A 25,409-nucleotide genomic window follows, 5' to 3' on the forward strand; every position below is an offset into this window, starting at 1 on the left:
TGGAAGAGCCTCGCTAACCACCCCTGGCGCGCTCCTCGCTCACGCTTCGGGTTTGCTGGAAGGCACCTTAGCTGAGGGCGACGTGAAGTGCTGGTATCCGGCGAGCATGATGGAACTCGCACGTACTAACCATTACAACAACATCCCCTCTTCTTTGGACGGGATGCACGAATGCAATTGACGCTGCGAGACTACTTCTGGTTGATGCTTGTCCTGGGGCTATCGATCGGCATTCTGATTGAGACCAAGGATCTGCAAACTGCCCAAGAGTGGCAAGCCAAAGCCGAGTATTGGCGGCAGGCAGCCGAGAAGGCCGCCGAACGCTTGCGAACACATGGTGACTCGGTGACCTTTGATGACCAGCAGCAGGCGATCGACATCCGCGACCAACGAGGAAGGACCATGCATCGTAGCTGGGGCGGGACTGGCTATCGCAGCAAGCAAAGCGAATCCTGGCTCACCGGTAAGATCGATCTCGACTACATGCTCCTCGGCAGTGTGACGCTGCTTCCCGCGAGCCTTGGTCTGGGGCTGCTCTTTCGCAAGTTATTCCCTCAGCAGGGCAAAGCCTACGCAAAATTCTCGATTCGCTCGCACCGCTGGATCGCGCCCATCTTCATCTTGCAAACGTCCGCGATGTCGACCGGAGCCTTCGCCTGGCGGCTTCCGTTCTATGGCACCGCCGCCATGACCGTAGCGGCACTCTTCGTAGTTGGCTATTTGTCCCACCACGTAGAACTAACCCCCGAGCTCGAGCAACACATCGACGAGAACTACGAGAAGCCACTGCAACTGGGCTCGCTGTTCAAACTGAAGAAGTAATACTCGTGGTAGCGAACACTGCGGAAGCGTAACTCGCGCATCGGTACGTGAATGGCTTAGATCACAACGTCTTTAGATACTCCACCAAATCCTTAATCTCGTCTTCGGTGAGGGGGCGTTCGCCGGCGACTTTGTCGGGGGAGTGAGGGCCGGAGAGGACTTGGGTGAGGGTGGAGGAGCGGCCGTCGTGGAGGAGGGTGGTTTTGAGATAGACGTTGCGAAGCGTGGGGGTGTTGTAGCCGCGGTAGGCGTCCTTTTTGGATTCGAGTCCCACTTCGTGAATCTGGCCGTCGGTGAAGTGCGGGCCGGTGTGGCATTGCAGGCAATTGGCGGCCGTGCCGGTGAAGAGTTGCCGGCCACGTTCCTGGGCAGCGGTCAGCTTGCCGTCTTTGGCAAGGAACGGATTCGGCGCGGGCTTGAGTTCTTGCAGGTAGGCGAGGACCTTCGTGGCGTCGTCGTCGGTGGGAATCGGGCCGTGCATCGTATCGACGAGTGACTTCTTCATGGCGGCTGTGAGATCTTTCTGCCAGCCATGCCAGGTCCAGGGAGCCGTTTCGGCCAGGTGATAAAGGGGGAGGACGGTCTTGCTGGTGAACGGCGTGCCGTCGTTGAGCGTATCCATGGGGATAGAATTCGTGCCGCCATCGACGTGGCAGGTCGCACAGCTATACCACTGGTCGAGACTGCGGCGGGCATCGTAAAAAATCTGTTCTCCCTCGCGAGCTTGCGAAGGTTTCTCCGGCCCGCCGAGAGCGAAGGTTTTCGTCACTTCCTTACTGGCGATATCGACGACCTGCACACTGTTCGAAAAGTAGTTGGCCACGTAGACCGTCTTGTCATCCTTGGCGATCTTCAGCCCTTGAGGCTTGCCGCCCAGTTCGATGCGAAAGAAGCGGTCGCTGTCTTTCAGCACTTCGTCGGGGACGTGATCGTCGCTGCCGACGGCCTTGAGCGGCAGATCGGTCGCGCGATAGACCAGCAGTTCGTGCGTACCACCGGCGGCGACGACCATTCGCTGCTCGTCGCTGGTGAGGGCAAAGCCGTAGGGGTCGGCGACAGCACGACCGCGTGGATCGAGCGCCATTGCTTCCCGGCGAGTGGATTCGTCGAGCCGCACTCGCCCGACACGGCTGCCGAGCACCCAGCCTTGGCGAATGTTGGCGATGTTGAGTGGAAAGCCGCGGTACGTCATCCATGTGGTGTACACCTGCTGCTGATCTTTGCCGATCTGCAACTGGCCAATGTTCAGCCCCATGAAGGTTTCGTGGAACTTTTGCTTCTTCGTGGTGAGGTCGACGACCGAAATGCCGCGATCCCCACTCGCCGCGACGGCCAACGTGTTGCCGTCGGCCGACAAAGCCAGATGCCGGGGCCAACGACCGACAGCAATCTTTTCGCTGACTTCATTCTTGGCCAGATCGACGATGGCGATCTCGGCGGAAGCCATCAGCGAAACATACGCGGTCTGGCCATCCTTCGTCACGATCACGCTATGCGGTAGATAGCCGACGTTGAGTTTGCCCAGCACTTTTAGTTGCTCGCCATTCACTTGCAGGCGCACCAAGTCGCCCGAATGCTGACAGGCGACGAGCAGTTCGTTGCCGCTCGGCAGCAGCGTGATACCCGTAGGATGATCGCCGACGGGCAGCTCGTGCAGCACGCGGCCATCGCTCGTTCGCACCAGCGAAGCACTGTCGCTCGTCTGGTTGATCGTCACCAGCCAGGATTCGTCGGGGGCGATCGCCAGATCGATGGGCGAGCGATCGAGTTCCGCTGCGCTCGTCAGGGGCGCGAGCAGGGCAACGACGATGAGGGCAATTCGGGTACTGTGCATGAGGGAACCCGGGGGGATAGGTTGGAAGTTCGTAGTTCGTAGTTGAGGAGAGGTTCGGGGAGGTATCGTCGCGGTGAGGAGGGGTCTTTCAGTTTGGCGATGCCGCCGGGGGTTTTCAAGCTATTGCAGGCGCTGGTCGTTGCCACCTGGAAAGGCTAAGGTTTTGCTTTCAGCTGCTTGCCGATGTAGGTCTGCCAGCCTTCGCTGATCTTGGGGATGATGGTCACTTCGCGCAGGCCGTTGTAGTAGACGAGCCGGCGGTTGGTGAGATCGAGCAGAATCAGCACATCGGTGGTGTCGTCGTCAAAGCTGACGGCGTGGGTCCAATTTGGCTGCTCAGCGGGAGTGGTGACTGTCCATACAAAGCTGGAGTCGTCGGTGAGTGAATGCCGGGCATGCGCCAGGCCGTGAGCGCCCGAAATATCGTGCGTCTTGGCGATCTGGATTTCCTGTTCCCCCCAAGCGAATCGCTTTCCTTCGTGCTGGTCCGATTCCGCTTTGGGCCAACTTTTTAGCTCCATCAATTCGACTTTTTTACCGTGCTGAATGGCGCGCACCGAGTCCTTGCCCCAGAACTCGAGCGATTTCTTGGCTCGCGTGATATTCCACCACAGGGCGAATGAGGCGGCACTTAAGGCGACGACAAACACGCCAATGACGACCACCTTGCCCGCCCACTGCGAGGAGCCGGGCGAAACGAATTGCGGCGAGGCGTGTTTGGTGTCGTTCATGAGAAAGTTAAAGCGTTGCAGTCGTTATAGGTGGTACGAGTGGCCGTGGCAGAGGTTCAAGTTAGACGCAATCGCGCCAATTGAGTAGCCGTGGCGACTGCGGGAATTACGCACATTTGACACGCACATTCGACAACGTAGCGTTGTCCGCCAGCATTGGGGCAGGCGATTACCGAACACGTGAGTGGAAGCTTTGACATGAGCAAGAAGGTTTTGGTTGCCGACGATTCGAGCACGATGCGGAAGATCATTTTGCGTTCGCTGCAAGCCGTTGGGGTTCCCGACGCTGCCGAAGCAGCGGATGGCGAAGAAGCAGTCATCATGTTTCAGCAGGCCACCTACGACATGGTGCTGACTGACTGGAACATGCCGAAAAAGAACGGCCTTGATGTGATTCGCGAGATTCGCGCCATCAATGCCACGGTGCCAATCATCATGGTCACCACGGAAGCGGAAAAGACCCGCGTGCTGGAAGCCATCCAGGCCGGCGTTTCCGATTACCTGGTGAAGCCTTTCACCGCCGACACTCTGCGCCAGAAGCTGGAAAAGTTCGGCTGCTAGTGAGTAGAGTTGAACGGTGAAAGCGATGCAGGGATGAAGAGAAAGTAAAGAGCATAGGGCCTTTTCTCTTCCTCCCTTTAACCCTTCTTCGCTTCCTCCAACGCCTTTTTCTCCTCGGCCTTGCGCTCCTTGTATTCAGCGAGCGCTTTAGCGGGATCGGCGTTGAAGTAGTCGCGGCAACCGGTGCAGCAGACGAAGTATTTCTGACCGTCATATTCGACGGCAATCAATCCTGCGCCGCCGGTGACGACGCACTCGGGCCCTTGCGCGCCTTGACCGAAGCCACTTCCCTCGCGCGTCAGACCAACCTCGGCCAGTCGCACCAGCTGATCGCTGAACTGCGTCTTCCCTTCGTACAAGACCAGCAGGCGTTTACCCTCGGCGACAAAGCGCAGCGAGATTCGCTGCGGCAGTCCTGCCGGAGCGAATGTTTGCTCCAGCGACAATTTCCCATCGGCATCGAGCTTGCCCTGATAGGTGACGGCCTCACCGCCCGCTGCGGGCGTGGCCGCCATGGAATATGCGTCGGCCTGCTCGCCGGCAATCAGTTCCAGCTTGGAAAAGTACTTGCTCTTCTCGGGACGCGTGAAGAGCGTTGTTCGCTGCGGGCTGAAGCGCCAGGCCCAATTGGCCTGCTCGATCCAAGAATCCTTGGTGCTGCCCCGCTGAGGCTGCCCGACACCCTTCCACGAGCCCACCAGCTTTTGCACCTTGCTCAGCTGCTCTTTCTGTGCCGCCAGTTGCTCGGGCGTCGCCTCTTTCTCATCCGCCGCGTGCGCATTCGTGGTCAGCATCATCAACGCCACCACCAACATTCCAACGATGCGCTTCATGTTTCACCAACCCCTCGTCTCTAGTTCCTAGTCCCTTCCCCAGCCTCTCGTCTCACGCCTCCCGCGCCCTTCCCCCCTACATCCTAACCCCGATATGCAGCAAGAGATTCGCATATCGCTGCTGATCGGCCGTTTGCACGGTCAGCACATGGTCGGGCGTGACGACCTCGTCGTAGAACTTCCATTTCTCGATGGGTTCTAGTTTCAGCGAAGATCCCGCGTCTTTCAATGTTTGCCGGTACGAATCCCAAACCTCGGGATCTTCCTTCAAGGCATAGGGCCCCTCGGTCTCGTACATCATGGTGTGAATGGCTTCGATCGGCACCGCCGACAGAATGGCCTCCAGCACCTGCGTGCACGTGACTACGCCGGGCATCAGGTTCAGCGATACCAGTTCCGCGCGCGGCCCACGCTTCGACGCCGCTGGATAGTTGCCGTCGGCAATCAAGATTGTCGAGTGATGCCCCGCGCGACCCAGAATGGCGAGGATCTCGGGATGGATCAGTTTGTGGTGAAGCATGGGAGGGTTTCAGGTTTAAAGTGCAAAGTTTAAAGTTAGGCGAAGAACTTGCGATAGGTTTCAATCGTGGTTTTTGCCGCAGCGGTGGAATCGGGGAACGGGAGTGCTTCGGCGGAAAGAAAGCGATCGTAGTGGATGTCGCGCAGGGCGGCGGCGATGGGGGCGAGGTCGAGATGGCCAAGGCCGGCGGGGCGACGGTTGCTGTCGACCAGATGAATGTGGCCGATGTAGCCTTTGCCGCACCGGATGGCAGCGGGCAGATCGGCTTCTTCGATGTTCATGTGGAACAAGTCGGCGAGTAACAGCGTGTTGGTCGCGCCCGCTTGCTTCAGCAGCGAAACACCAGACTCGACGGTCGTGCAATAGTTGGTCTCGTAGCGATTGAGCGGTTCGTAGATCAGCGGCACGTTGTATTGCTGCGCGTGATTGCCCAGTTCGACGAGCGCTTCGCCCAGCCAGGCAAAGCCTTGTTCGCGAGATACACTCTCGCCCCAGCGACCTTGCATCGAACCGATGATCGCTGGTGCGCCAAGCGGGCCGGCGGTATCGATGATCGAGCGAATGAAATCCTTCGCTCGCGCGCGAATACTCGCGTCGGCATGCGTCAGGTGCAACTTGTGCTTCACCCAGCCCGCGCCCGTGCCCATCGCGGCCAGTTTCAACTGATGATCGCTCAGCAGTTGCTTTACCGCGGCGATATTAATGGCCTCAGGTCCCGGCGGGAAGATCTCGATGGCATCGAAGCCCAATTGCCGAGCCGTTGCACACGCGGCCGGCAGATCATCCCAAAAAACGAACGGCCCACCACGAGCTTCGGGAACCAGGCTGACCGTGACGCTGGAGAATGGCATGGAAGAGGTTTAAGGTTTCAAGTTCAAGGTTCAAAGTTAAACGCACTGCCGGTCGAGGCGACTGCTTCAACATTGAACCTTAAACCTTAAACCTTGAACATTCCCCTCGGTGCCCAAGAAACAGAAAAACCCGGCGAGAGGGGATCGCGCCGGGTTCATCCGAGAGGCCGATAACGACAAGCTTAGTTGCTGTCGTTGCCGTCGTCTTGGTCGTCCATATCGCTGCCAATGAGAGCCATCAGGGTATCGACAGCGGCCGCTTCGTTCGGGTTCACATACTCGCCCGCGGAGTTGTTGGAACTGTTGTTGGCGGCAACCGCAGCAGCCAGGTTGTCGTCGACGTATTCACCGCCGGACATGCTGTCGCTCTCCTCGTCGGCCGGCGTGCTGGTGGCGGAAGTAGACGGAGTAAATCCATAGAAGCTCGAACTTCCGCGGAAGCGATAGAGCGTCGTGTTGCCGCTGGTGCCGATGGCTCGCACGTTCGGGCTGTCCATGCTCACCGTCGCGGTTTGAGCCGGGCCACTTCCGTTCTTGACTTCAATCTTCAGCTGATTGCCGGTCTGCTTGGTGATCTGCGTCGACGTCATGCCATCGGCGAAGTTGCTTCCGACTTCGTTGATCCACGTGCTGCCGGTGGTGTTATCGACGGCGGCGAGGACGTAGTTCGAGCTGTTGTGCGAGAACAGATCGCTCTTGCGGAAGTTGATCGTCGTCGTGGTTCCGGTGGTGGTCGTCGGTTGCACGCCCGCTTCACCGAAGTTGTTGTTTGTACCGTTGGTCCCTTGCGAGAGGGTGATGGTGAACTCGTCATTGGCGACGGTACCACCCTGGCTACCGATGGTGTCGACACCATCCTTGATCAACGTGGGCTGGGTTTCTTTGATCTTGTAGGTACCAGGAATCAGCGCGTCGAACTTGTAAGCACCGGCGGCATCGGTCTTCACCGTGCGAGTGACGGCTGCATTGTTTACGTCGGTGCCGGTGAGCGTGATCGTCACGCCTTCCAGCGGGCTGCTATCGCCGTTCTTGAAGACGTACCCAGCCAGAGATGACGGGACGAAGTCCTGCACGGTGACCGTCACCGTAGCAGTGGCAGTCAGGCCGCCCGCATCGGTGATGGTATAAGTGAAGGTGTCAGTACCGGTGTAATTCGCGGCTGGCGTATAGGTAACGCTGCCGCCTCCGGGGCTGATGGCGATGGTGCCATGAGCACCTTGGGTCACCGCAGTAACGGTGAAGGTTTCGTTGGCATCGGGCGCACTCGAATCGTTGGCCAGCACAAGCAAGGTAGTGGTGCTGTTCTTAAACGCGTTGAGCGTGTCGTTGGCAGCGGTCGGCGGATCGTTGACGCCCGTGACCGTGACTGTCACCGTGGCCGTAGCGGTGCCGCCGTTGCCATCGCTGATGGTGTAGGTGAAGGTTTCGGTGCCCGCAAAGTTGGCAGCTGGCTTGTAGAGGATGCTCTTGTTGTCGGTGGCTCGCGTGATCGTGCCGCCGTTGCTACCCGTGCCGACAGCAGAAACAGTCAGCGTTTCGCCGGTCTCATCGCCCGTGTTATCGTTAGCCAACACGTTGATGGTGATAGCCGTGGCGATGTCTTCAGTCGTGGTCGCCGTATCGTTGACAGCGACGGGGTTATCGTTGGCATCGGTAACCGTCACGGTCACGGTCGCCGTATCGGTCAAGCCGCCGTTATCGCGAACGGTGTACGTGAAGGTTTCCGTACCCTTGAAGTTCGCAGCGGGGGTGTACCGCACCGAGTTGCCACCCGGGCCAATCGTGATGGTGCCACCATTGCTGCCTTGAGTCACGGCCGAGACGGTGCGAGTTTCGTTGGTATCAGGCCCGCTGGTGTCGTTGGCCAGCACGTCGATTGAGTTATCGGTGCTGTCTTCCGAAACGGTAGCTGTGTCGTCCACACCCACCGGGGCATCGTTCTTCGGCTGCACTTGCACGCTGATCGTCGCGGTGCTCGTTTCGGTCGACGTGCCTCGCTTGACGGTGTAAGTGAAAGTCTCCAGACCGGCATAGTTGGCGGCCGGAGTGTAAAGAATCGTCTTGCCGTCCGCGGCGATGGTTACCGTGCCGCCGTTGCTGGTCGTACCGACCGCCGTGATGATCAGTTCGGTGTTCGAACCGCCCGTGACGGTATCGTTGGTGATTGGGTTGATGACCTGGTTCGTCGAGTCTTCATCGAAGTTGAACGTGTCGTTGTTGGCAACAATCGAGGCACCGATGCTGGCCATCGCCGAGCCGAAGTTCACATCTTCGGGGTCTGTCGGCAGCGAAGCGCCATACAGAGCAATGTCGGCATCAGTCGATTCCACCGCGTCCGACGAGATGACCACGGTACCCGTGCCAATGACCTTCATCGGAATCCGGACGAACAGCTTCTCGCCGCGACCTACCGGAGTGGTGCCGGCCACACCGGACAACTCGTCGATCAAGCCGGGAGTGGAGATATCATCGTCGTTACGGCCGCCGTAGATCGTGCCAGGCTGGATCGTGCCGTTCAGCTGCACGTTCGACGAGTAGTTGATATCGGCATAGAACGAAAAAGCACCGAACGAAGCACTGCTGCCATCGGGGCGAGTATCGGAGACGTAACCTTCGACGAAGAACTCTTGGCCGGCGGTCAGATTATTCAGCACATTGCCGTCGGCATCGACGATCCGCAGGATAAACTCGACGTCCTTGGGCGTAGCAGCAGCGACATTCACCGTAATCGGATGATTCACGGCGTTGCCAGCCAGATCGGTCGCGAGCACCGTGAAGGTCTGCGAGCCGGTCTGATTGGCCGCTGGGGTCCAAGTCAACACGCCCGTGGCACTGTTGATCGCCATGCCCGCGGGGGCGCCGGAAACCAGCGAGTACACGACCCCCGCCGTTCCTTCATCCGGGCTTTGGACGTTGTAGACATACGGAACGCCGACGGTCGCTTCGACAGGCGCTGTCGAAGTAATGGCTCCGGGAGCCGTCTTATCGAACTTCAATTCCAGGTTGTCGGCTCGTTCACCTTCCGCGTTGCTGACTGTCTGTGTCGCCGAAATCTGATACGTGCCGGTTCCCAGCGAATTGATTGCTACGGTCGACAGTGTGATGGAGGTGCCGCTAGCGACACCTTGGGCGATTACCGTATTGCCGTTGTAGAGCTTGATGGTTGCTCCGCTGGTCACATTCGAAACAGTGAATGACAGCGTGCTGGCATTGGTCACGTTATCGTTGTCGAGCGTGCCCGTGTCGGAAGCAGCGGTGAGGTCGACAACTGGCTTGCCGGTGGGCCCGACGTTCACCGTCACCAACTGCGAATCGTAGACGTCGTTGGTGTCGGTGGTGGTTGCTGCCTTCACCCGCATGATGACATTAAACGTGCCGACAAAACCAGTCGGTGGCGTAATGGTCACCTGGCCAGTAGCGCTGTCGGTGTTAAGCGTGTAGTTGACCGTGTTGCCGGTTGGCTTGGCAGCTTCGTAAACGATCGCTTGACCTTCGGCGTCGGTCGCCTGCATCTGATAGGTGGTCGAACCACCCGAGGCGATGTTGATCGTCGGAATGTCGGCCAGGAACGGAGCACCGTTCTTGTTGTCGGGGCGGACATCGACCTTGAAGGTGCGCGTGGTCGTTTGCCCATCGGCATCGGTCGCGGTAACGGTGATGTTCGCCGAACCGGTGGCACCTTCGGCCGCCTTCAGCTGCAGCATGCCATTTTCGGTGTCGTTGAAGACTTCGATGGAACTGATGATCACATTTTCCAGCGGCTTGCTGCTGCTGTTCACCGGCACGTTGCTAATGGCATCGCGAACGGCTTCGCCTTCGACCAATGCACCGAAGATGGAGTGATTGAAGTCCAAGTGCCGGCTCGAACGTGGACCTTCTAAGATCGACAAGTTCGGATTCGTACCGCCGGTCAAACCAGTGCCGTTGCCCGTGACAGGCATCAATGTCTGCTTGCCGAGGTCGTTGGTGAATTCGACATAGAAGCGGCGGTTCTCTGTTACCGTCGAACCGCTCATTTGCGGCGTGTGAGTGACCTTGATGTTGCTCGCGCCGATGTTCGTCAGCGCACCGAGAGCCGCTTTAATGCTCTCCGAAGTGGTCGCCATGCTCGAATTGTTGAAGGCGATGGGAGCGGTCGTTTGACCCTGATAACTGAGCGTGAACGTACCGCCGGTGGGTGCGCCCGTCAGCGTGACGAACCAGCCTTGATTCAATTCTTCGGTAATGAAGAACTGCGAATCGTTGGTATCGTCGCTGCTCTTGGCCATCGACAGCAGGCCGGAGCGGTTATGGTTCAGATTGACGTTGAACTGGTCGTCGAAGTCGCCGAGCGTCGAACCGCCGGTACCAGTCCCCGTGGGATCACCACCCTGAATCACAAAGTCGTTGATCACGCGGTGAAATGTCAGGCCGTTGTAGAAACCGTTGGCAATCAACTGCTTGATCTGCGCCGTCACGCGCGGGGCGTAGTTATCGAACAGCTGATAGGTCATCGTGCCGTAACCGGCCACATTCATGCGAATGCTTTGATTGCCCGTCAGGATCGTCGGATTGACCAGTGTGGGATTGTCGCTGGTGACGGTGTACGTGATTCCACCACCGTTGGGATCGTACCCATCAAGGCCAATCATCAAAGGCGAACCGCCGAGCAAGGTAACATCGTCCAGTTCCGCCAAGAACGGCTGGCTGCTCTGCGGAATCGCGATGCCCGACTTCGTGACGATCTCTTGCAGCGTGAGCTCGCCCGTCGAACGCGAGCCATCTTGCCACACCCAGGTTGGGTAGGTGGTGATGTTATTGGCCTGGGCGATGGCGTTCGGAGTCTTGTCCGGGTTGGTCACTTCGATGAACGGCAGGTACTTGCCACCATCTTCGAACAGATTCTTCGTCGCGGTGCAGTGCAGGCACCAGGCAGCGCCATAGAACTTGATATTCGTATTGGCCAAAGCCTTAGCGAATGCCACCAGGTCGTTATTCAGCACCGAGGCTTCGCCAGCGCTGTTGTTGGCGGTAATGGCCGGGGTATCGTCGTTGCTGTTGTCGCCATAATCGGGCAGATTGCCGAGATCACCGGCCATCAGCGAGCGATTTTCGAGCGACTCGAACAAGAACGCCTTTTTGCGGCCACGCAGGTCCTCGTTGCGGCCTTCGGGCGACTGGCGGCGCGACCACATCTTCTTGAGCGTGGTGATGGTTCGTTGGGCGAGGCTCGGGTGGTGCTTCTTCATAACGAGAGATTGCCTTCTGCTCTGCTACCGTAAATTCTGACTGGTCGGGAGATGACTGCTGCTCTGCACGTCGGTCGAAATAAGGTGTTCCGCCTTACCAGACGTCACGTGCAAAGGAAGAACAGGGGATCAACGACATCCTGGCTGCAACATCGCGAGCGATCCGCTCAGACCCATAGCCGACGGCGGTGCGCGAGGCGCGCAACGTCGGTTGCCAAAGACTGGTGGATTGAACGAGGGAGTTGAAGTTAGCGCGCTTCGGCACGTGCCATCGCTGGCCGCCGCACACTGGGGAAAACGGTTGGGGCCAACACTGGTTCCGGACAGTGCTGACACGAGATACGCCCGCACGACGTTGAGTCGCGGCAAACGACCCGCCGCTGTCGGGTCGCTCACAACTTCCAAGATAGACGGTTAGGGAAGTGGGGAAAGACATAAGGTAAGGAACTGCCGCTTTTTCGGGATAAACCGTCGAACTTAGACACTTGGGCAATGGCAACCCTTTGGCTGCACGTTGCCGCATGCTGGCCGTTGACAACTGCCCTTCAGCCGGGTTGTACTACCAGTGCCCTGTGAAGGGCGGGCGACCTGTAGACTGAGTCGTTTGCAAACTTCGCTCCAACCGCGCAGCGAAAACCGCTTGATGTTTGACGCCAGCACGCCCTGGGAAGTTTCGTCCGTTTGTACGGATTTTTCACGCGCGCGGCACTTTGTGACGCAACTCTAGTTGAGATATACACATGGGACGAATCGGAGTGGCCTTTCGAGCCTTCTTTAAGGCGCTGTTCGATGCTGCCGCAGCGGACAGAATCGACGCCGCGCTCGCTGGACGAGCGTTGCCAGCGGTCATCACAGGCGGCGAGACGTTGCCAAAAGAGAACGTCCCCGCCAAGGCTCCGGCTGTGCCCAAACGGAGCGAAGCGCTGACCCTGCTAGCCGCGTTGCAGCGAGAAGCTCGCCTCGTCGACCTCATTCAAGAGCCCCTGGGCGACTATTCCGACGAACAAATCGGGGCCGCAGCTCGCAACGTGCTGCGGGATTCCGCTGGGGTAGTCGATCGCTTCTTTGCCTTGAAGCGGGTCAGTTCGCAGACGGAAGGGGACCAGGCCGAAGTGCCCGCAGGCTACGACCCGGCCCGCTTTCGCCTGGTCGGCAACGTGGCCGGCAATGGTCCGCACCGCGGCAGCCTGACCCACGCCGGTTGGGAAGCCACGCAAGTCAATTTGCCCGCCTGGACTGGTAGCAATAGTTCCGCCCTCGTCGTCGCCCCTGCCGAAGTGGAGATCTAAGTGACCGCTCAATACGTCATCGGCATCGACCTGGGAACCACCAACAGCGTCCTCGCCTACGCACCCATCAATGCCGAAAAGCCTCAGGTTCAGCTATTGCCGATTCCGCAGCTAACCGCTGCCGGCTCGATCGAGAACCGCAACACGCTGCCGTCGTTCTTGTATCTCGCTCCCGATCATGAAGCGACCGGCGGCGCGCTCGATTTGCCCTGGCAAAGTGGCCAGACTCAAGTCGCTGGCGAACTGGCTCGCAAGCAAGCGGCCGATGCACCGCAGCGGACCGTTACGGCCGCCAAGAGCTGGCTCTGCCACAGCAAGGTCGATCGCCATCAGCCGATTCTGCCTTGGAACGCGCCGGCTGAAGTGGCGAAGGTCTCGCCGGTCGCGGCTTCGAAGCGGTATCTCGAACACCTTCGTTCTGCCTGGGAACAAGCCTTTCCCGATGCTCCGCTGGCCAGTCAGCAAGTGGTGCTCACGGTTCCCGCATCGTTCGACGCCGCGGCCCGCGAGCTGACTCGCGAAGCAGCACTTGCTGCTGGCTTGCCGCAGAGCCTGGTGTTGCTCGAAGAACCTCAGGCAGCCGTCTATGCCTGGCTCACCAGCATGGGCGAGCGTTGGCGCCGCGCACTCAAAGTCGGCGATACGCTGCTGGTGTGCGATGTAGGTGGTGGCACCACCGACCTCACGCTCGTCGGTGTCGCCGAGGAACGTGGCGAACTGATGTTGCGGCGAATTGCCGTCGGCGATCACTTGCTGGTCGGTGGCGACAACATGGATCTTGCCCTCGCACATTTCGTTGCCGGCAAATTCGCCGAAAAGGGAACCAAGCTCGATCCGTGGCAATCGGTTTCGCTCTGGCATGCCTGCCGCATGGCGAAAGAAACCTTGCTCCCGGAAGAAGGCCCTAAGAAACATCCCGTCAGCGTACTTGGCCGCGGCAGCAAGCTGATCGGTGGTACGGTCACCGTCGATGTCGAGCGTGCTAGCGCCGCCGAATTGCTTCTCGAAGGCTTCTTCCCCAAAACCTCACTCAGCGATAAGCCCGCGCGACGTCGCCAGTCGGGCTTTCAAGAAATTGGCTTGCCGTTTGAATCGGACACCGCCGTCACTCGCCACCTGGCTGCGTTCCTCTCAGCCCACGGATCCGATGGTACCGCGGTGCAGCCGACACATGTGCTCTTCAACGGTGGCGTCTTCAAAGCGGCTCCGTTCCGCAATCGGCTGATGGAAGTGCTGGGCGATTGGGCTCCCAGCAAGCCCGCGAAGATTCTGGACGGAGAACAAGACCTCGATCACGCCGTCGCCCGCGGCGCTGCCTATTATGGCTGGGCCAAGTTGCACGGCGGCGTGCGGATCCGCGGCGGCACGGCTCGGTCGTACTACGTGGGTATCGAAACGGCCGGCCTGGCGATTCCAGGTGCTCCGCGTCCGCTTCGCGCGCTCTGCGTCGTGCCGTTCGGCATGGAGGAAGGTACGACCGTCGACGTCCCGTCGGGTGAAATCGGCCTCGTGGTTGGCGAGCCCGCCACCTTCCGCTTCTTCAGCTCGCCCACGCGTAAAGGCGACAAGCCCGGCGATCTACTCAGTTCGTGGGACGAAGAAGAACTGGCCGAAACCGATTCGCTGGAAGCGGCATTACCCAAAGAAGACGAGACACAGGACGACTACGTGCCGGTTCGTTTTCAATCGAACCTGACCGAACTCGGCGTCTTCGAACTCTGGTGCGCCGGCACTCGTCCTACCAGCAGTGAAGCTCCGCAGCGCTGGAAACTCGAGTTCAGCGTGCGAAAAGATGCGGATGCGTAAACTTCCTTCTTACTAACCCGCCCTTCGCTTACCCTCGCTCTTCCTCCACGTGGGATGAGCCGGCAATGTGGGAGCGAGACGATTCGCGGCGAGACCTTCTAAGATCGCCACCGTTCGATCGGTCGCGCCTTGCTGTTCGCGTACCAGCTCCATTGCTCGCTGGCCCAGTTGAGCGGCGAACGCTGGGTCCGCGAGACAGCGGGCGACGAATGACTTCAGTTCCGCTTCGTTCTTCACGACCACGGCCGCCTGCTTGCCGAGCAGCAACTGCACGACGTCTTTGAAATTCCAGGTATTCGGGCCGAATGAGATCGCTGAGCCATAGGCAGCCGGTTCGATCATGTTCTGCCCACCACGGCGGCTCAGACTGCCGCCGACGTAAGCAATGTGGCTCGCACCCCACCAGGCACCAAGTTCGCCGACGACATCGATCAGCAGCACGCGGGCCAGCGGATCGTTGCCCGCAGTTTCGAGTTTCGATCTTCGTTGCCAGCGAACGCAGCTCTTGTCGAGGATGGCTGCTACTTCATCGAACCGCTCGGGATGTCGCGGGGTGACGAGCAGCTTTAAATTCGGATGCTGCGGCGCTAGCTGCTGAAAGACATTCAAAGCAATCTGTTCTTCGGGCGCTTGCGTGCTGCCGGCGAGCAAAACGATATCGCTTTCGGAGATTCCTGCAAGCGAGCACAGCCGGCGCGTGGCGGCATTCGTTCGGTCGGTCTGGGCCCCGTCGAACTTCATCGAGCCCGTAACGGTGACTTGCTTGGCAGGTGTTCCCAGGGCGATGAAACGCTCGGCGTATTCTTGATTTTGCACTGCGACCAAATCGAGCATCGCCAGCGTGCTTCGCAGCCAATGCGCGATGCGTTGATATCCCCGAAAGCTCTTCTCGCTCAGGCGACCGTTGATAACGGCGATTTTCGCGCCGCTTTGCTTGGCCGCGGCGATCCAGTTGGGCCACAGTTCGAGTTCGGCCATTACCAGCATTGTGGGACAGATAATCTTCAGGGCGGTAGCGACCGACCACGTGAAGTCGAGCGGGGCGTAGAAAATCATGCGTGGCGCGTACCGCTTTTGCGCGAGGGCAAAGCCGGTTTGCGTCGTGGTGCTAATCACAATTTCCCACTCGGGATGCGATTTCTCCCAGCGGGCAATCAGCGGCTCAAGCAGATTCACTTCACCAACGCTGACGGCATGCAGCCACAGGCAAGGTGTGCGGCGCGATCGCCGCCGGGGAACATCGCCCCAGAACTTCTGCCGCCAGCCATCGCGGTATTTACCATGCCGCCAACGAGACCAGAGAAGATACGGACTCGCTGCGATGATGAGCAGCACGTACGCGACGTTCAGCACGTAGGCCATGCGCGAATCCTTTCGCAGCGTTGTTCTTAGTTCTAGTCCCCTCTCCTCGTTACTCCGGGGAGAGGGTTAGGGTGAGGGGCTGAACCGCAATCGTCGCAACCACTCCACAAACACACATTAAGCAGGGAACATTAGGTTCAAAGCGGAGCCGATCCCCTACACAATGGCTCCGCCACTGCTGCGCATGTGGCAGTTCTTGTACTTCTTGCCGCTACCGCACGGGCAGGGATCGTTACGCCCCACACGCTGACCGCGGTTGCGAATCGGTTCCGGTCGAGTATCGGTCCCGGAGTTCGACGAACTGCTGGTCTGCTCCTGCGAAGCATCAAGCTCATCGTCAGCACCGCTCATCGAATCGTGACGAGCATTCATCTTGTCTTGCGGGAACGTGCTGCGGACAAAGTCTTCGTTCAGCTGTTCGACCTTGAAGACCAGTTCGGTTACACGATCGTCGAGCGAGTGCCACATCTGCTCGAAGGTTTTCATACCTTCGCGCTTGTACTCCACCTTGGGATCAATCTGGGCATAGCCGACGAGGCCAACCGAGCTGCGCAGGCGGTCCATCATCAGCAGGTGGTCTTTCCACATGCTGTCGACGACTTGCAGCAGCACCGATCGCTCCATGCGGCGAATTTCCGGGCGATAGCGATCTTCAACATCGATCAGCAGCTGATGCTCGAGTTCTGCCGCGTCCAAATCGGCCATCTTCTCGGCCGTCATTTCCGACTTAAGCGTTTCCTGCGACCAAGTGGCCAAAGGCTTGAAGGCAGCATCGCTGTCGTCGCCGTTCTTGTTTTGGAAGACTTCGGCAACACGCTTCTTGACCTCGGCGATGGTCTGTTCGGCTTGCTGCTGCGACCGCTGGCTCTGCGGCAACATCAGCTGAACCATTTCAGCTTGCGTCTTGTTCTTCAGATCGTCGACTTCGAGCGACGAGTTAAATCGCTCGCGAGCCCACGCTACCAGCTCTTCGCGATTGAGCTGACCCTTCTCGCCACCGCCACAGTTATAGATGCCGGCAACGATCGGATACTCTGCTTCCTTGCGATCGTAAGCAGCCACCGCTTGATCGACGACATACTTTTTCAGGGCATTGACGTCGAGCTTCTTGATGGCATCGAGATCCAGGTCCAAGCCGAACTTGGCTCGAGCCCAGGCGACCACCGTGCGGTAACCAAAGTCGTCCTCGAGGAAAGGCTTTCCTTCGCTCAGTTCCACGGTCTTAATGCGTTCGCGGGCCAGTTCGATGATGTGCTCGGCGACGTGATCACGGCCGATCTTCTTCAGATCCTTATCGCGGAGATTGGTACCCCAGCGGGTGTTGGCCATCTTAGCCATCGCTTCCCAATTCCACTCTTCTTCGTCCGACCCTTCGGGCAGATTCTCATCGAGACCATCCTGCACGTGCGTCTCGGCGGAACGGGTTGCCTCACTCAGGGCATACTCTTCGGCTCCAGCGTAGTCCATGCCGACGAAGTCTCGGGCTTCGAACGTGGCAGCCAGGCGAGTCGCAGCGAAGGCGGCAAACACGCCGGCACCGTAATCTCGCTTGAGGAACGATTCGACGTTCTGATTCACTTGCTTGCGAACCATGGTCAGAATCACGTCGCGGCAATTCTCGCCATCGAGAATGTTCTGGCGGAAGCGATAGACCCGCTTCCGCTGTTCGTCCATCACTTCGTCGTATTCGAGCAGGTTCTTGCGGATTTCGAAGTTCCGCTCTTCCATCTTCTTTTGCACGGCCGAAATTCGCCGGCTGACCATCGGATGTTCGATCCGCTCGCCTTCCTTCATGCCGAGCCAATCGAGAACCGACTTCACCCACTGACCGGCGAAGATTCGCATCAGGTCGTCTTCGAGCGACAGGAAGAAGCGGCTGCTACCGGGGTCGCCTTGACGACCGCAGCGACCGCGAAGCTGAAGATCGATACGACGAGCTTCGTGACGTTCGGTGCCGATGACGTAGAGGCCGCCCAGTTCCTTGACCTTGACCCCTTCGGGCTTCATCTGTTCTTTTTCTTCGATCTCGCGGACGAGGCCATCCCACTCGGCAGCGGGCACATCGAGGCGAGTCTTGTACTTTTCTTGCAACTTGGCCCAGGCCATGGTTTCGGCATTGCCGCCGAGGATGATGTCGGTACCACGGCCCGCCATGTTCGTGGCGATGGTCACGGCCCCCAGTCGACCGGCCTGAGCGACAATGTCAGCTTCGCGCTTGTGATGCTTGGCATTGAGCACCAGGTGCTTCACGCCCCGCTTCTCAAGCATCGCGCCAATCCGTTCGCTCTTCTCGATCGAGACCGTACCGATCAGCACCGGTCGGCCACGATATTCGAGGTGATCAATCTTTGAGCGCTCGACAACTTCAACGTCGCGAGTTTCTTTCGGTTGATACTCAATCTTGTCTTCGGTTTCTTTGAGGATCAAACCGACGAGTTCTTCGCCCGTCTTCAGCACGACCGTGTCGTACTTGTGAACGCGTTCGATATCGTCGGCAACAGCGATGAACTTTTCCTTCTCGGTGCGATAGATCGCATCGGGGAATTCAATCCGCTGCATGCCGCGGTTGGTTGGAATCGCAATGACGTCGAGCTTGTAGATCTTCCAAAACTCGCTGGCTTCGGTCATGGCCGTACCGGTCATACCGCAGAGCTTGTTGTAGAGCTTGAAGAAGTTTTGCAGGGTGATGGTGGCGAGCGTCTGGGTCTCTTCCTTGATCTTCACCCCTTCTTTCGCTTCGACAGCCTGGTGCAGACCGTCGCTCCACTGGCGGCCATCCATCAAGCGGCCGGTGAACTCGTCGACGATGATGACCTTGCCTTCTTTCACCACGTAACGCACGTCGAGCTGATACAGGTAGTGAGCCTTCAGCGCGTTATCGATCAGGTGAGGCCATTCCATGTTGTCGGCGGTGTAGAAGCTTTCGACACCTGCGAGCCGTTCAGCTTCGCGCACGCCATCATCGGTCAGGCTGACGTTGTGATCTTTTTCGTTAACGACAAAATGCGTCTCACGCTTTAGCGCGCGAGCCACGCGATCGGCTTCGCCGTACTTGTTGACGTTTTGAAACGCTGGACCGCTGATGATGAGCGGCGTACGAGCTTCGTCGACCAGAATGTTGTCGACTTCGTCGATGATCGCGAAGTTCAGCACCTTCTGCGACTGTTGCAGCGGCTTGGGAAAGCGATCGTCGCCGCGCGCGGCGGGACGCATGTTATCGCGCAGGTAGTCGAAGCCGAATTCGTTGTTGGTGCCGTAGGTAATATCGCAGTCGTAAGCAGCTTGGCGCTCGTCGACTTCCATATCACTTTGAATCGCGCCGACAGTCAGGCCCAGCCCCATGTAGAGCGGAGCCATCCATTCCATGTCGCGGCGGGCGAGGTAGTCGTTCACGGTTACGACATGCACACCCTTGCCTTCGATGGCATTCAGATACGCTGGCAACGTGGCGACGAGGGTCTTGCCTTCGCCCGTCACCATTTCGGCGATGGCACCGCCGTGCAGCACCATGCCGCCGACCATTTGCACGTCGTAGTGACGCATGCCTAGAAAGCGGCGACCGCCTTCGCGGCAGACGGCGAAGGCTTCGACGAGAATGTCGTCGAGCGACTCGCCAGCTTTCAACCGCTGGCGAAACTTCGCTGTCTGTTCTTTCAAGTCCGCGTCGGACATTGCCTGAAAGCGAGACTCGAGTTCGTTGATCGACTCGACCCGAGCATACATCTTGCGAATGAGCCGGGCGTTCGACGTGCCGAACATGGCAGTCACGCCGCGCTCGAAGCCTGATAGCAGGCCGCCAAAAAACTGGCCAAACGATTCCCAGGTCCGCTCTAGTAAGTCCATACTTCACATCAGTCGCAAAGAGATTTTTGTGCGCACGTTTTAGGCTGGGCCGTGGTTCCCCAGCGCAGAGTGACATCCTGCCAGCTCTGGCGCAATTCGCGGTCGTAAGTGCAAATGCCCTGCCCGAGTGCCTGCACGGTCATTCCGATTGGCGCAACTTGCACAGCCTCAGAAGTTTATTGCGACCGGCGAAAATGGTCAATTGCGGATTGAAAGCTCTGCCATCGCTGCCGAAATGGCAGGAGGCGTTTGTGAAGTCAGCGCGGAGCTGGCAATTGGTCCTGCGCCGTCAGAAACCAATCCTTCGAAACCCGAAAGGAAGATTCGACGCCACAATCGACCAGATTAAGGTTCCCTGATGACATTAGCCAGTGACAGCAGGTTTAGCGCAACGCTTGCGGAATAACTGTGTTAAGAGCCGACGAAGAGACTGATAGCACGATAAGTATTGCCCGCAAGAATGTGAACTTGCTGCCCATTAACCCTTTTCTCGGACTGCCGTAGCCGAGTATAGTGATACACGAGCGATCTGGTTACTCTCCTACCTCGAACCCAGATCTCTCCATCCAGATCGAAAGCCCGCCCCGCCCACTGCCGTCCTCTCTTCGCGGTTTGTCCACCCGCGCACTACGGCACGCCAGGCTGATTGCAGCTGAAGCAATCCCGACCAACCACTTCCCGCGACAACTCATTTGAGTACAGCGCAAATCTGATTGCGTTTAGGTGTTACGAGAACCGCATGAACACTGGAGCCCCAGAGCAAACCGGACAGCAACCCTCGGCAACGAGTCTGCTGAGCGATTTTCCGGTCGTTCTCGAGTGGCCCGTTCAATGGGGCGACCAAGACGCACTTGGACACGTCAACAACACCGTCTACTTCCGCTGGTGCGAGTCAGCGCGGGTTGCCTACATCCAAAAGCTTGGCTTGGCAGACTGGCTAGCACCTACGGTACTGGGCCCCATCCTCGCCAAGATCGATTGCAACTACCGTCGCCAGTTGCACTTCCCAGATAGTGTGTCGATTGGTTCGCGCGTCACCAAGCTGGGAAAAACAAGCCTGGTGATGGAGCATGCCATCGTCAGTAATCAACAAAATGCGATCGTTGCCGAATCCTCTTCCGTGATTGTGGTGTTTAACTATCAGTCGCAGCGTCCAGCCGCGATTCCTGCAGAAGTTCGCTCTGCCATCGAACAGTTGGAAGGCCGAACATTTCGCAGCGGAGGGCTGGAAGCGTGAACGGTACCGAAACACCTACCCAAGTAACGAATGAATTCGGTCGGCAGTTTGCCAGAACGCCGGCCGAGACAGGCACAACGGGCCACCGTAACGACCGGGCGATGGAATCGTTGACCAAACCAGGAGCTTCATTTCTCGTGCGCGAGGAGTTAACTCCAGGGCGGCAAGCTACAGCAATCATCAGCGACTTTGCTCGTTGTCATTGGCTGGGCTCGCGAGAAAGGGATCGAAATGCCTGATGAACTGACCTGGCTGCAAGCCATTGCAATCCACATTCACACCTTGGCCCTGGCGTTAACCGCTGGTGCCGTATGCTGGGCCGCCATGCTGGCTGGCCTGGTTCGCCTCCATTGGTTCTGGCGAATTTCGTTGCTATGCGCGCCGCTATTGTTGTTGCTGCCGATTCGCGCCTACGAACCGCTCGTCATGCTCTTTCCGCTCGTCCTTGGGCTGGCGATGGCTGCCGCGATGTTGCGCAAGCGGTGGGAAGCAGAACTGGGAATCGTGCGTGCCGAGAAGCTGCCACCAGTGACTACTGGCAAGACCGCCAAACCGGTTCGTCAGTATTGGAAGATGTCGCTCGGCGATGCCCTGCTGACCACGACGGTGATTGCCGTCGTCCTTTCGGTGTTGGTGCAATTGCCCTGGCGCAATTTGAACTTCTCCTGGGTTGGCATCTGCTTCGATCTGGTCCTGTTGTTTGCGATCAGCCTCATCTGCTTGGCACTGGTGGGTTTGCGTGGCGGCATCTTCTTGGCGATCTGTCTGTTTGGTTTTGTCTGCCTGGGCATCATTTTCGAATCGACATGGGGCGATGGTCTCCGTGCGCTTTACTTGATTGGTGTCGCTGGTCCGCAACACTTGACTTGGGTCCCGCTCGGCGAATTCTACCTGCTCTTTACGACGCTGCTTCTCATCGGCCTGTGGTTCATCCGCTGGTGCTGGCAAGCCGTCGATCGACCGGTCGTGCTGCAACAACGGCGACGCCTGGTCGCCTCGCTCGTGGCGATGACCGCTTCGCCGGCGGTGGTTTTGTACATGGCCATGTTTGTGGGACCGCCAGCCGTTCCTGCACCGCAAATTCGCAACAACGCTCTGCCACAATTGGTGACCATGAGCGCTCGGCTCGAACACTTGGGCGTCGGCGAGTTCTCGCTCCAAGAGCTTCGCTCGCGTTATCCGAACACCAACTATCCCGAGCAAGTCGAAGCCATCTATGACGAATCGCTCAAGCTGGTGAAGCAACCTGGCTGCGTCGCCCTCGAACTCGATCGTCGCGGCGACGAAGACTCGCTCGAATCACAGAACATGCAACTCGCTTCGCTCCGCACGATGGCACGTCGGTGGCATCGCGAGGCGGAACTCGCTTATCGCGAAGGGAACATGAAGCGGGGCGTCGAGTTCGATCTGGCCACGCTTCGCCTCGGCAATCACTTGTCTCGCGGCGGCATTTGCATTCACGCGCAAGCGGCAGCGGCCATCAAGAATGCCGGGCTGATCCATTTGGCTCAGTATCGAGATCATCTCCCTTCCGACCTGCTACCTGCAATCTTGAGCGTGCTCGATTCGCTCGATGCGGCTGCAGAGAATCCACAACTGACGCATGCTCGCGATCGCTACTGGACGGACATCGCTCACGGCTGGCGCCATCGACTGGAAGCAGTCGTGCAACGGGCTCTCAAGATCCCAAGCACCGAAACGAACGGCTATCAGGCCTTGGCCCAGCCCTTTACTCGCGAATCGGCCCAACGTCGCTTGCTCGCCACCGATCTGGCTCTTCGCCTGTTCCATCATCAGAACGACCGCTATCCCCAGAGTTTGAAAGATCTGGTGCCGCATCTGCTCATCGTGCTGCCACTCGATCCTTTCACCCAGCAACCACTGGTCTATCATCCGCTGAAGTACGGCTATGTGCTGTATAGCACTGGCCCCGATGCTCAGGACGATGGCGGCAAGTTCCATCGTTGGGGCAGCGATGCCTATAACCAAACGGGGCACGACTGGAATCTCGAAAGCGTGCTGCGACCGATGTGGCGCACCTTTGGTCGAGGTTGGGGCGCGACCCCCGGCGCGGGACAAGCAAACCCGCCAGGAATTGGCCCAGGCTTTGGGCCACGCTTTGGTGGCGGTCCGCGGCCGCCCGGCAATTGGACCTCGCCCCCTTGGGAAGGCCGCCTGCGCGGCGAACGCGCTGAGCGTTCCATCCCAGACCGTCCCGAGCGGGCGGTGCCGGGGGTGTTGAGTGTTAGCGCCGAGGCGGTTTCTACGGAAACAGCGACCACGACGATCGAATCCCGCAAAGCGACTGCCGAACCCAATCAAGTCAAGGCCGAGCGCGAGCCAGCAGAGGCTCGTCCCTACGTCCGCCGCCCTTGGCGACGGACCGACCGCTAGCAGATCGCACTAGCAAAGCACGCTGGCAAACTCAAGTTGTAATTCTTACAACCGCCAGCGTAGTAATTTTGACAATTTGCTAGCATTCTTCAGAAAATCTGCGCTCGAAAAGCAAGTTGGGGTCGACAGTTTCACCCCAGATCTACAACAATTCTTCTGTGCCGCACAGATTTTCCTGAAATGAGTTCGAAAATCTGGCACGGCAGTCGCTAAGGGTCAGGCAGGCCGTTCATGGATGAATGGTGCCCAGGGTTTGTCGCTCGTTGAGTTACATGAACAGGTAACCTGACGGGCGCGTTTGCGGTGGTTCTGTAGAGGCTTTCGGCCCATGGCCGATGGTGTAAAAGCCCAACTTCGGTTGCAGGCCTAACACCTACCTCTCGAAATCGCTGCGTGCAGGGAGTGCGCGCATGTTGGAATTCATGGATCCGATGCTGTTTTGGGGTACGATCGCGTTGCAGCTGCTGGGACTGGCGAGTGTCGTTCTCGCTCGGCTTCCGCGCCGTTGTCCCATCGCGTGCACCTGTTTTCGTACTCTCTTTTTCGGCTGCCTGATCGGCCTCGCCGTGGCAACGATGGTTGCCATCGAAGCCCAAAGTGGCACCTGGGCCTGGTGCGGCACCACCTTCTCGCTGATGGCTGTCGGCGCGACGCTCGACCTCCGTAGCTCGCTGGCCGTCACCGGCTTCTAGGCGACTCACGGCACGTCGAAAAGAAACCACTGGCTTGCCAGTCTGTGCGCCACGATTTCGGGCGCTGCTAGTCGTCGTAAGGTTGCGCACGGCGGAGCAAGGGGTGTTGATAAACTCGGCTGGTTTTCCAACAAATAGGACCCAAGCGGGTTCGCGCGCACGGGGAGTTACGTCGAAATTGCGGCCATGTCTCTGCGCCGTGATCTCTCTGCCCGCCCCCCTCGCCTCACTACCTCTTCACTTCTCCCCACGCGCCCGCGCCTCGACTAAGATAAGCACCTCCGCCTGATTATCCCGCCACTGCTCGCTAAGGTGCCTGCCATGTTTCTGGTCGATGGCCATCTCGATCTGTCGATGAACGCGCTCGAATGGAATCGCGATCTCACGTTGCCGCTCGCTGACGTGCGTCGCCGCGAGCAAGGAAAGACCGACAAGGTCGATCGTGGCTTGGGAGTCTGCACATTTCCCGAGATGCGCCGCGGCAACATCGGCCTGTGCATCGCGACGCAAATTGCCCGCTATGTGGCCGAAGGGAACTCACTGCCAGGCTGGCACGCACCAGAAATTGCCTGGGCTCAAACGCAAGGGCAACTCGCTTATTACCAGGCCATGGAACGGGCTGGGCAGATGAAGCAGATCGTCGATCGCGCGGCACTGAAGAAGCACGTCGAACTGTGGCAGAACAATCCGCCGCCGAATGCGCCGATTGGTTACGTCCTGTCGCTCGAAGGCGCCGACTCGATCGTCGACCTCAGTTACCTCGAACGAGCCTACGCCACTGGCCTGCGCGCGATTGGTCCCGCCCACTACGGTCCTGGTCGATACAGCCCGGGCACCGGCGCCGAAGGTGGACTGACCGCTGCCGGTCGCGAACTGTTGAAAGAAATGCAGCGACTCGGCATCTGTCTCGATGCCACGCACCTGACCGACGAAGCCTTTTGGGAAACGATGTCGATCTACGACGGGCCAGTCTGGGCCAGTCATCAAAATGTTCGCTCGCTCGTGCCGCATCAACGCCAATTCAGCGACGACCAACTTAAGGAACTCATTCGCCGCGACGCCGTCATTGGTGCCGCCTTCGATGCCTGGATGATGGTGCCAGGCTGGATTCGAGGGAAGACAACTCCCCAGGAAACGGGCTGCAAAATCGAGACGATTGCCCTGCATATCGACTACATCTGTCAGCTGGCCGGCACCACGCGGCACTGTGCCATTGGCTCCGATCTCGACGGCGGCTTTGGCACCGAGCAGACGGCAATGGACCTCGACTCAATTGCCGACCTGCAACAAGTGGGCGTCATTCTGAAACAGCGAGGCTACAGCGACGCTGACGTCGCAGGTATCATGCACGGTAACTGGATCCGCAAGCTCGGCGACAGTTTGCCTGCTTAGCCTCACTCGATCCG

The 25,409-nt window shown here is 58.8% G+C and carries 16 protein-coding genes; 8 read left to right on the top strand and 8 right to left on the bottom strand.

The window, feature by feature from the left end:
- The first annotated feature begins 171 nt into the window (after positions 1-171).
- Positions 172-822 carry a hypothetical protein gene (locus tag NA78x_RS05840; protein WP_425617491.1) on the top strand — a complete coding sequence of 217 codons (651 nt, stop codon included), beginning with the start codon at positions 172-174 and terminating at the stop codon, positions 820-822.
- Positions 823-883: 61 nt separating this feature from the next.
- Here NA78x_RS05840 and NA78x_RS05845 read toward each other — a convergent pair whose 3' ends face one another.
- Positions 884-2,656 (bottom strand): cytochrome c peroxidase, encoded by a 1,773-nt coding sequence (locus NA78x_RS05845; protein WP_425617492.1) that lies wholly within the window; start codon positions 2,654-2,656, stop codon positions 884-886.
- 155 nt (positions 2,657-2,811) lie between these two features.
- Complete coding sequence (locus tag NA78x_RS05850) at positions 2,812-3,387, bottom strand: hypothetical protein (protein ID WP_425617493.1); 576 nt, start codon at positions 3,385-3,387, stop codon at positions 2,812-2,814.
- A gap of 198 nt (positions 3,388-3,585) precedes the next feature.
- On the opposite strand from NA78x_RS05850, the gene NA78x_RS05855 reads away from it, so the two are divergent.
- On the top strand, positions 3,586-3,948 hold the full coding sequence (locus NA78x_RS05855; protein ID WP_425617494.1) for a response regulator: 363 nt from the start codon (positions 3,586-3,588) through the stop codon (positions 3,946-3,948).
- A gap of 77 nt (positions 3,949-4,025) precedes the next feature.
- On the opposite strand, the gene NA78x_RS05860 is transcribed toward NA78x_RS05855, so the two are convergent.
- From NA78x_RS05860 to NA78x_RS05875, 4 genes are all read right to left on the bottom strand, one after another.
- Positions 4,026-4,781: a hypothetical protein gene (locus NA78x_RS05860; protein ID WP_425617495.1), complete on the bottom strand. Its 756-nt coding sequence runs from the start codon at positions 4,779-4,781 to the stop codon at positions 4,026-4,028.
- Between the two features lie 76 nt (positions 4,782-4,857).
- Positions 4,858-5,301, bottom strand: coding sequence for an RbsD/FucU family protein (locus NA78x_RS05865; RefSeq protein ID WP_425617496.1), 444 nt, complete (start codon positions 5,299-5,301; stop codon positions 4,858-4,860).
- Positions 5,302-5,336: 35 nt separating this feature from the next.
- Positions 5,337-6,152: a TIM barrel protein gene (locus tag NA78x_RS05870; RefSeq protein WP_425617497.1), complete on the bottom strand. Its 816-nt coding sequence runs from the start codon at positions 6,150-6,152 to the stop codon at positions 5,337-5,339.
- A gap of 182 nt (positions 6,153-6,334) precedes the next feature.
- Positions 6,335-11,380 (bottom strand): Ig-like domain-containing protein, encoded by a 5,046-nt coding sequence (locus NA78x_RS05875; RefSeq protein ID WP_425617498.1) that lies wholly within the window; start codon positions 11,378-11,380, stop codon positions 6,335-6,337.
- A gap of 740 nt (positions 11,381-12,120) precedes the next feature.
- Between NA78x_RS05875 and NA78x_RS05880 the strand changes: the two genes are divergently transcribed.
- Entirely contained in the window at positions 12,121-12,669 is a 549-nt protein-coding gene (locus tag NA78x_RS05880; protein ID WP_425617499.1) for a DUF2760 domain-containing protein, read from the top strand.
- Complete coding sequence (locus NA78x_RS05885; protein WP_425617500.1) at positions 12,670-14,475, top strand: Hsp70 family protein; 1,806 nt, start codon at positions 12,670-12,672, stop codon at positions 14,473-14,475. It abuts the gene before it with no gap.
- A gap of 12 nt (positions 14,476-14,487) precedes the next feature.
- Here the strand turns inward: NA78x_RS05885 and NA78x_RS05890 are convergent, their stop codons facing one another.
- Positions 14,488-15,837, bottom strand: a complete 1,350-nt coding sequence (locus NA78x_RS05890) for a 3-deoxy-D-manno-octulosonic acid transferase (protein WP_425617501.1) — start codon at positions 15,835-15,837, stop codon at positions 14,488-14,490.
- Between the two features lie 156 nt (positions 15,838-15,993).
- Entirely contained in the window at positions 15,994-19,680 is a 3,687-nt protein-coding gene (secA, locus tag NA78x_RS05895) for a preprotein translocase subunit SecA (protein WP_425617502.1), read from the bottom strand.
- Positions 19,681-20,419: 739 nt separating this feature from the next.
- On the opposite strand from secA, the gene NA78x_RS05900 reads away from it, so the two are divergent.
- The 4 genes from NA78x_RS05900 to NA78x_RS05915 all read left to right on the top strand — a co-directional run bounded on the left by NA78x_RS05900 (position 20,420) and on the right by NA78x_RS05915 (position 25,395).
- Positions 20,420-20,917: an acyl-CoA thioesterase gene (locus NA78x_RS05900; protein WP_425617503.1), complete on the top strand. Its 498-nt coding sequence runs from the start codon at positions 20,420-20,422 to the stop codon at positions 20,915-20,917.
- Between the two features lie 231 nt (positions 20,918-21,148).
- On the top strand, positions 21,149-23,311 hold the full coding sequence (locus tag NA78x_RS05905) for a hypothetical protein (protein WP_425617504.1): 2,163 nt from the start codon (positions 21,149-21,151) through the stop codon (positions 23,309-23,311).
- Between the two features lie 410 nt (positions 23,312-23,721).
- The gene (locus NA78x_RS05910; protein WP_425617505.1) at positions 23,722-24,003 is read left to right on the top strand and encodes a hypothetical protein; all 282 of its coding nucleotides are present in this window, start codon (positions 23,722-23,724) and stop codon (positions 24,001-24,003) included.
- A 321-nt stretch (positions 24,004-24,324) separates the two neighbouring features.
- On the top strand, positions 24,325-25,395 hold the full coding sequence (locus NA78x_RS05915) for a dipeptidase (protein ID WP_425617506.1): 1,071 nt from the start codon (positions 24,325-24,327) through the stop codon (positions 25,393-25,395).
- The last annotated feature ends 14 nt before the right edge of the window (positions 25,396-25,409 follow it).

Origin of the sequence: Anatilimnocola aquadivae (assembly GCF_049819085.1) — a bacterium.
In the GTDB taxonomy this organism is placed as follows: domain Bacteria; phylum Planctomycetota; class Planctomycetia; order Pirellulales; family Pirellulaceae; genus Anatilimnocola.

Excerpts from the sequence above, each read along its gene's own strand:
- NA78x_RS05840 (WP_425617491.1), top strand. The coding sequence starts at position 172 with ATGCAATTGACGCTGCGAGACTACTTCTGGTTGATGCTTGTCCTGGGG.
- NA78x_RS05845 (WP_425617492.1), bottom strand. The coding sequence starts at position 2,656 with ATGCACAGTACCCGAATTGCCCTCATCGTCGTTGCCCTGCTCGCGCCC.
- NA78x_RS05850 (WP_425617493.1), bottom strand. The coding sequence starts at position 3,387 with ATGAACGACACCAAACACGCCTCGCCGCAATTCGTTTCGCCCGGCTCC.
- NA78x_RS05855 (WP_425617494.1), top strand. The coding sequence starts at position 3,586 with ATGAGCAAGAAGGTTTTGGTTGCCGACGATTCGAGCACGATGCGGAAG.
- NA78x_RS05860 (WP_425617495.1), bottom strand. The coding sequence starts at position 4,781 with ATGAAGCGCATCGTTGGAATGTTGGTGGTGGCGTTGATGATGCTGACC.
- NA78x_RS05865 (WP_425617496.1), bottom strand. The coding sequence starts at position 5,301 with ATGCTTCACCACAAACTGATCCATCCCGAGATCCTCGCCATTCTGGGT.
- NA78x_RS05870 (WP_425617497.1), bottom strand. The coding sequence starts at position 6,152 with ATGCCATTCTCCAGCGTCACGGTCAGCCTGGTTCCCGAAGCTCGTGGT.
- NA78x_RS05875 (WP_425617498.1), bottom strand. The coding sequence starts at position 11,380 with ATGAAGAAGCACCACCCGAGCCTCGCCCAACGAACCATCACCACGCTC.
- NA78x_RS05880 (WP_425617499.1), top strand. The coding sequence starts at position 12,121 with ATGGGACGAATCGGAGTGGCCTTTCGAGCCTTCTTTAAGGCGCTGTTC.
- NA78x_RS05890 (WP_425617501.1), bottom strand. The coding sequence starts at position 15,837 with ATGGCCTACGTGCTGAACGTCGCGTACGTGCTGCTCATCATCGCAGCG.
- secA (WP_425617502.1), bottom strand. The coding sequence starts at position 19,680 with ATGGACTTACTAGAGCGGACCTGGGAATCGTTTGGCCAGTTTTTTGGC.
- NA78x_RS05900 (WP_425617503.1), top strand. The coding sequence starts at position 20,420 with ATGAACACTGGAGCCCCAGAGCAAACCGGACAGCAACCCTCGGCAACG.
- NA78x_RS05905 (WP_425617504.1), top strand. The coding sequence starts at position 21,149 with ATGCCTGATGAACTGACCTGGCTGCAAGCCATTGCAATCCACATTCAC.
- NA78x_RS05910 (WP_425617505.1), top strand. The coding sequence starts at position 23,722 with ATGTTGGAATTCATGGATCCGATGCTGTTTTGGGGTACGATCGCGTTG.
- NA78x_RS05915 (WP_425617506.1), top strand. The coding sequence starts at position 24,325 with ATGTTTCTGGTCGATGGCCATCTCGATCTGTCGATGAACGCGCTCGAA.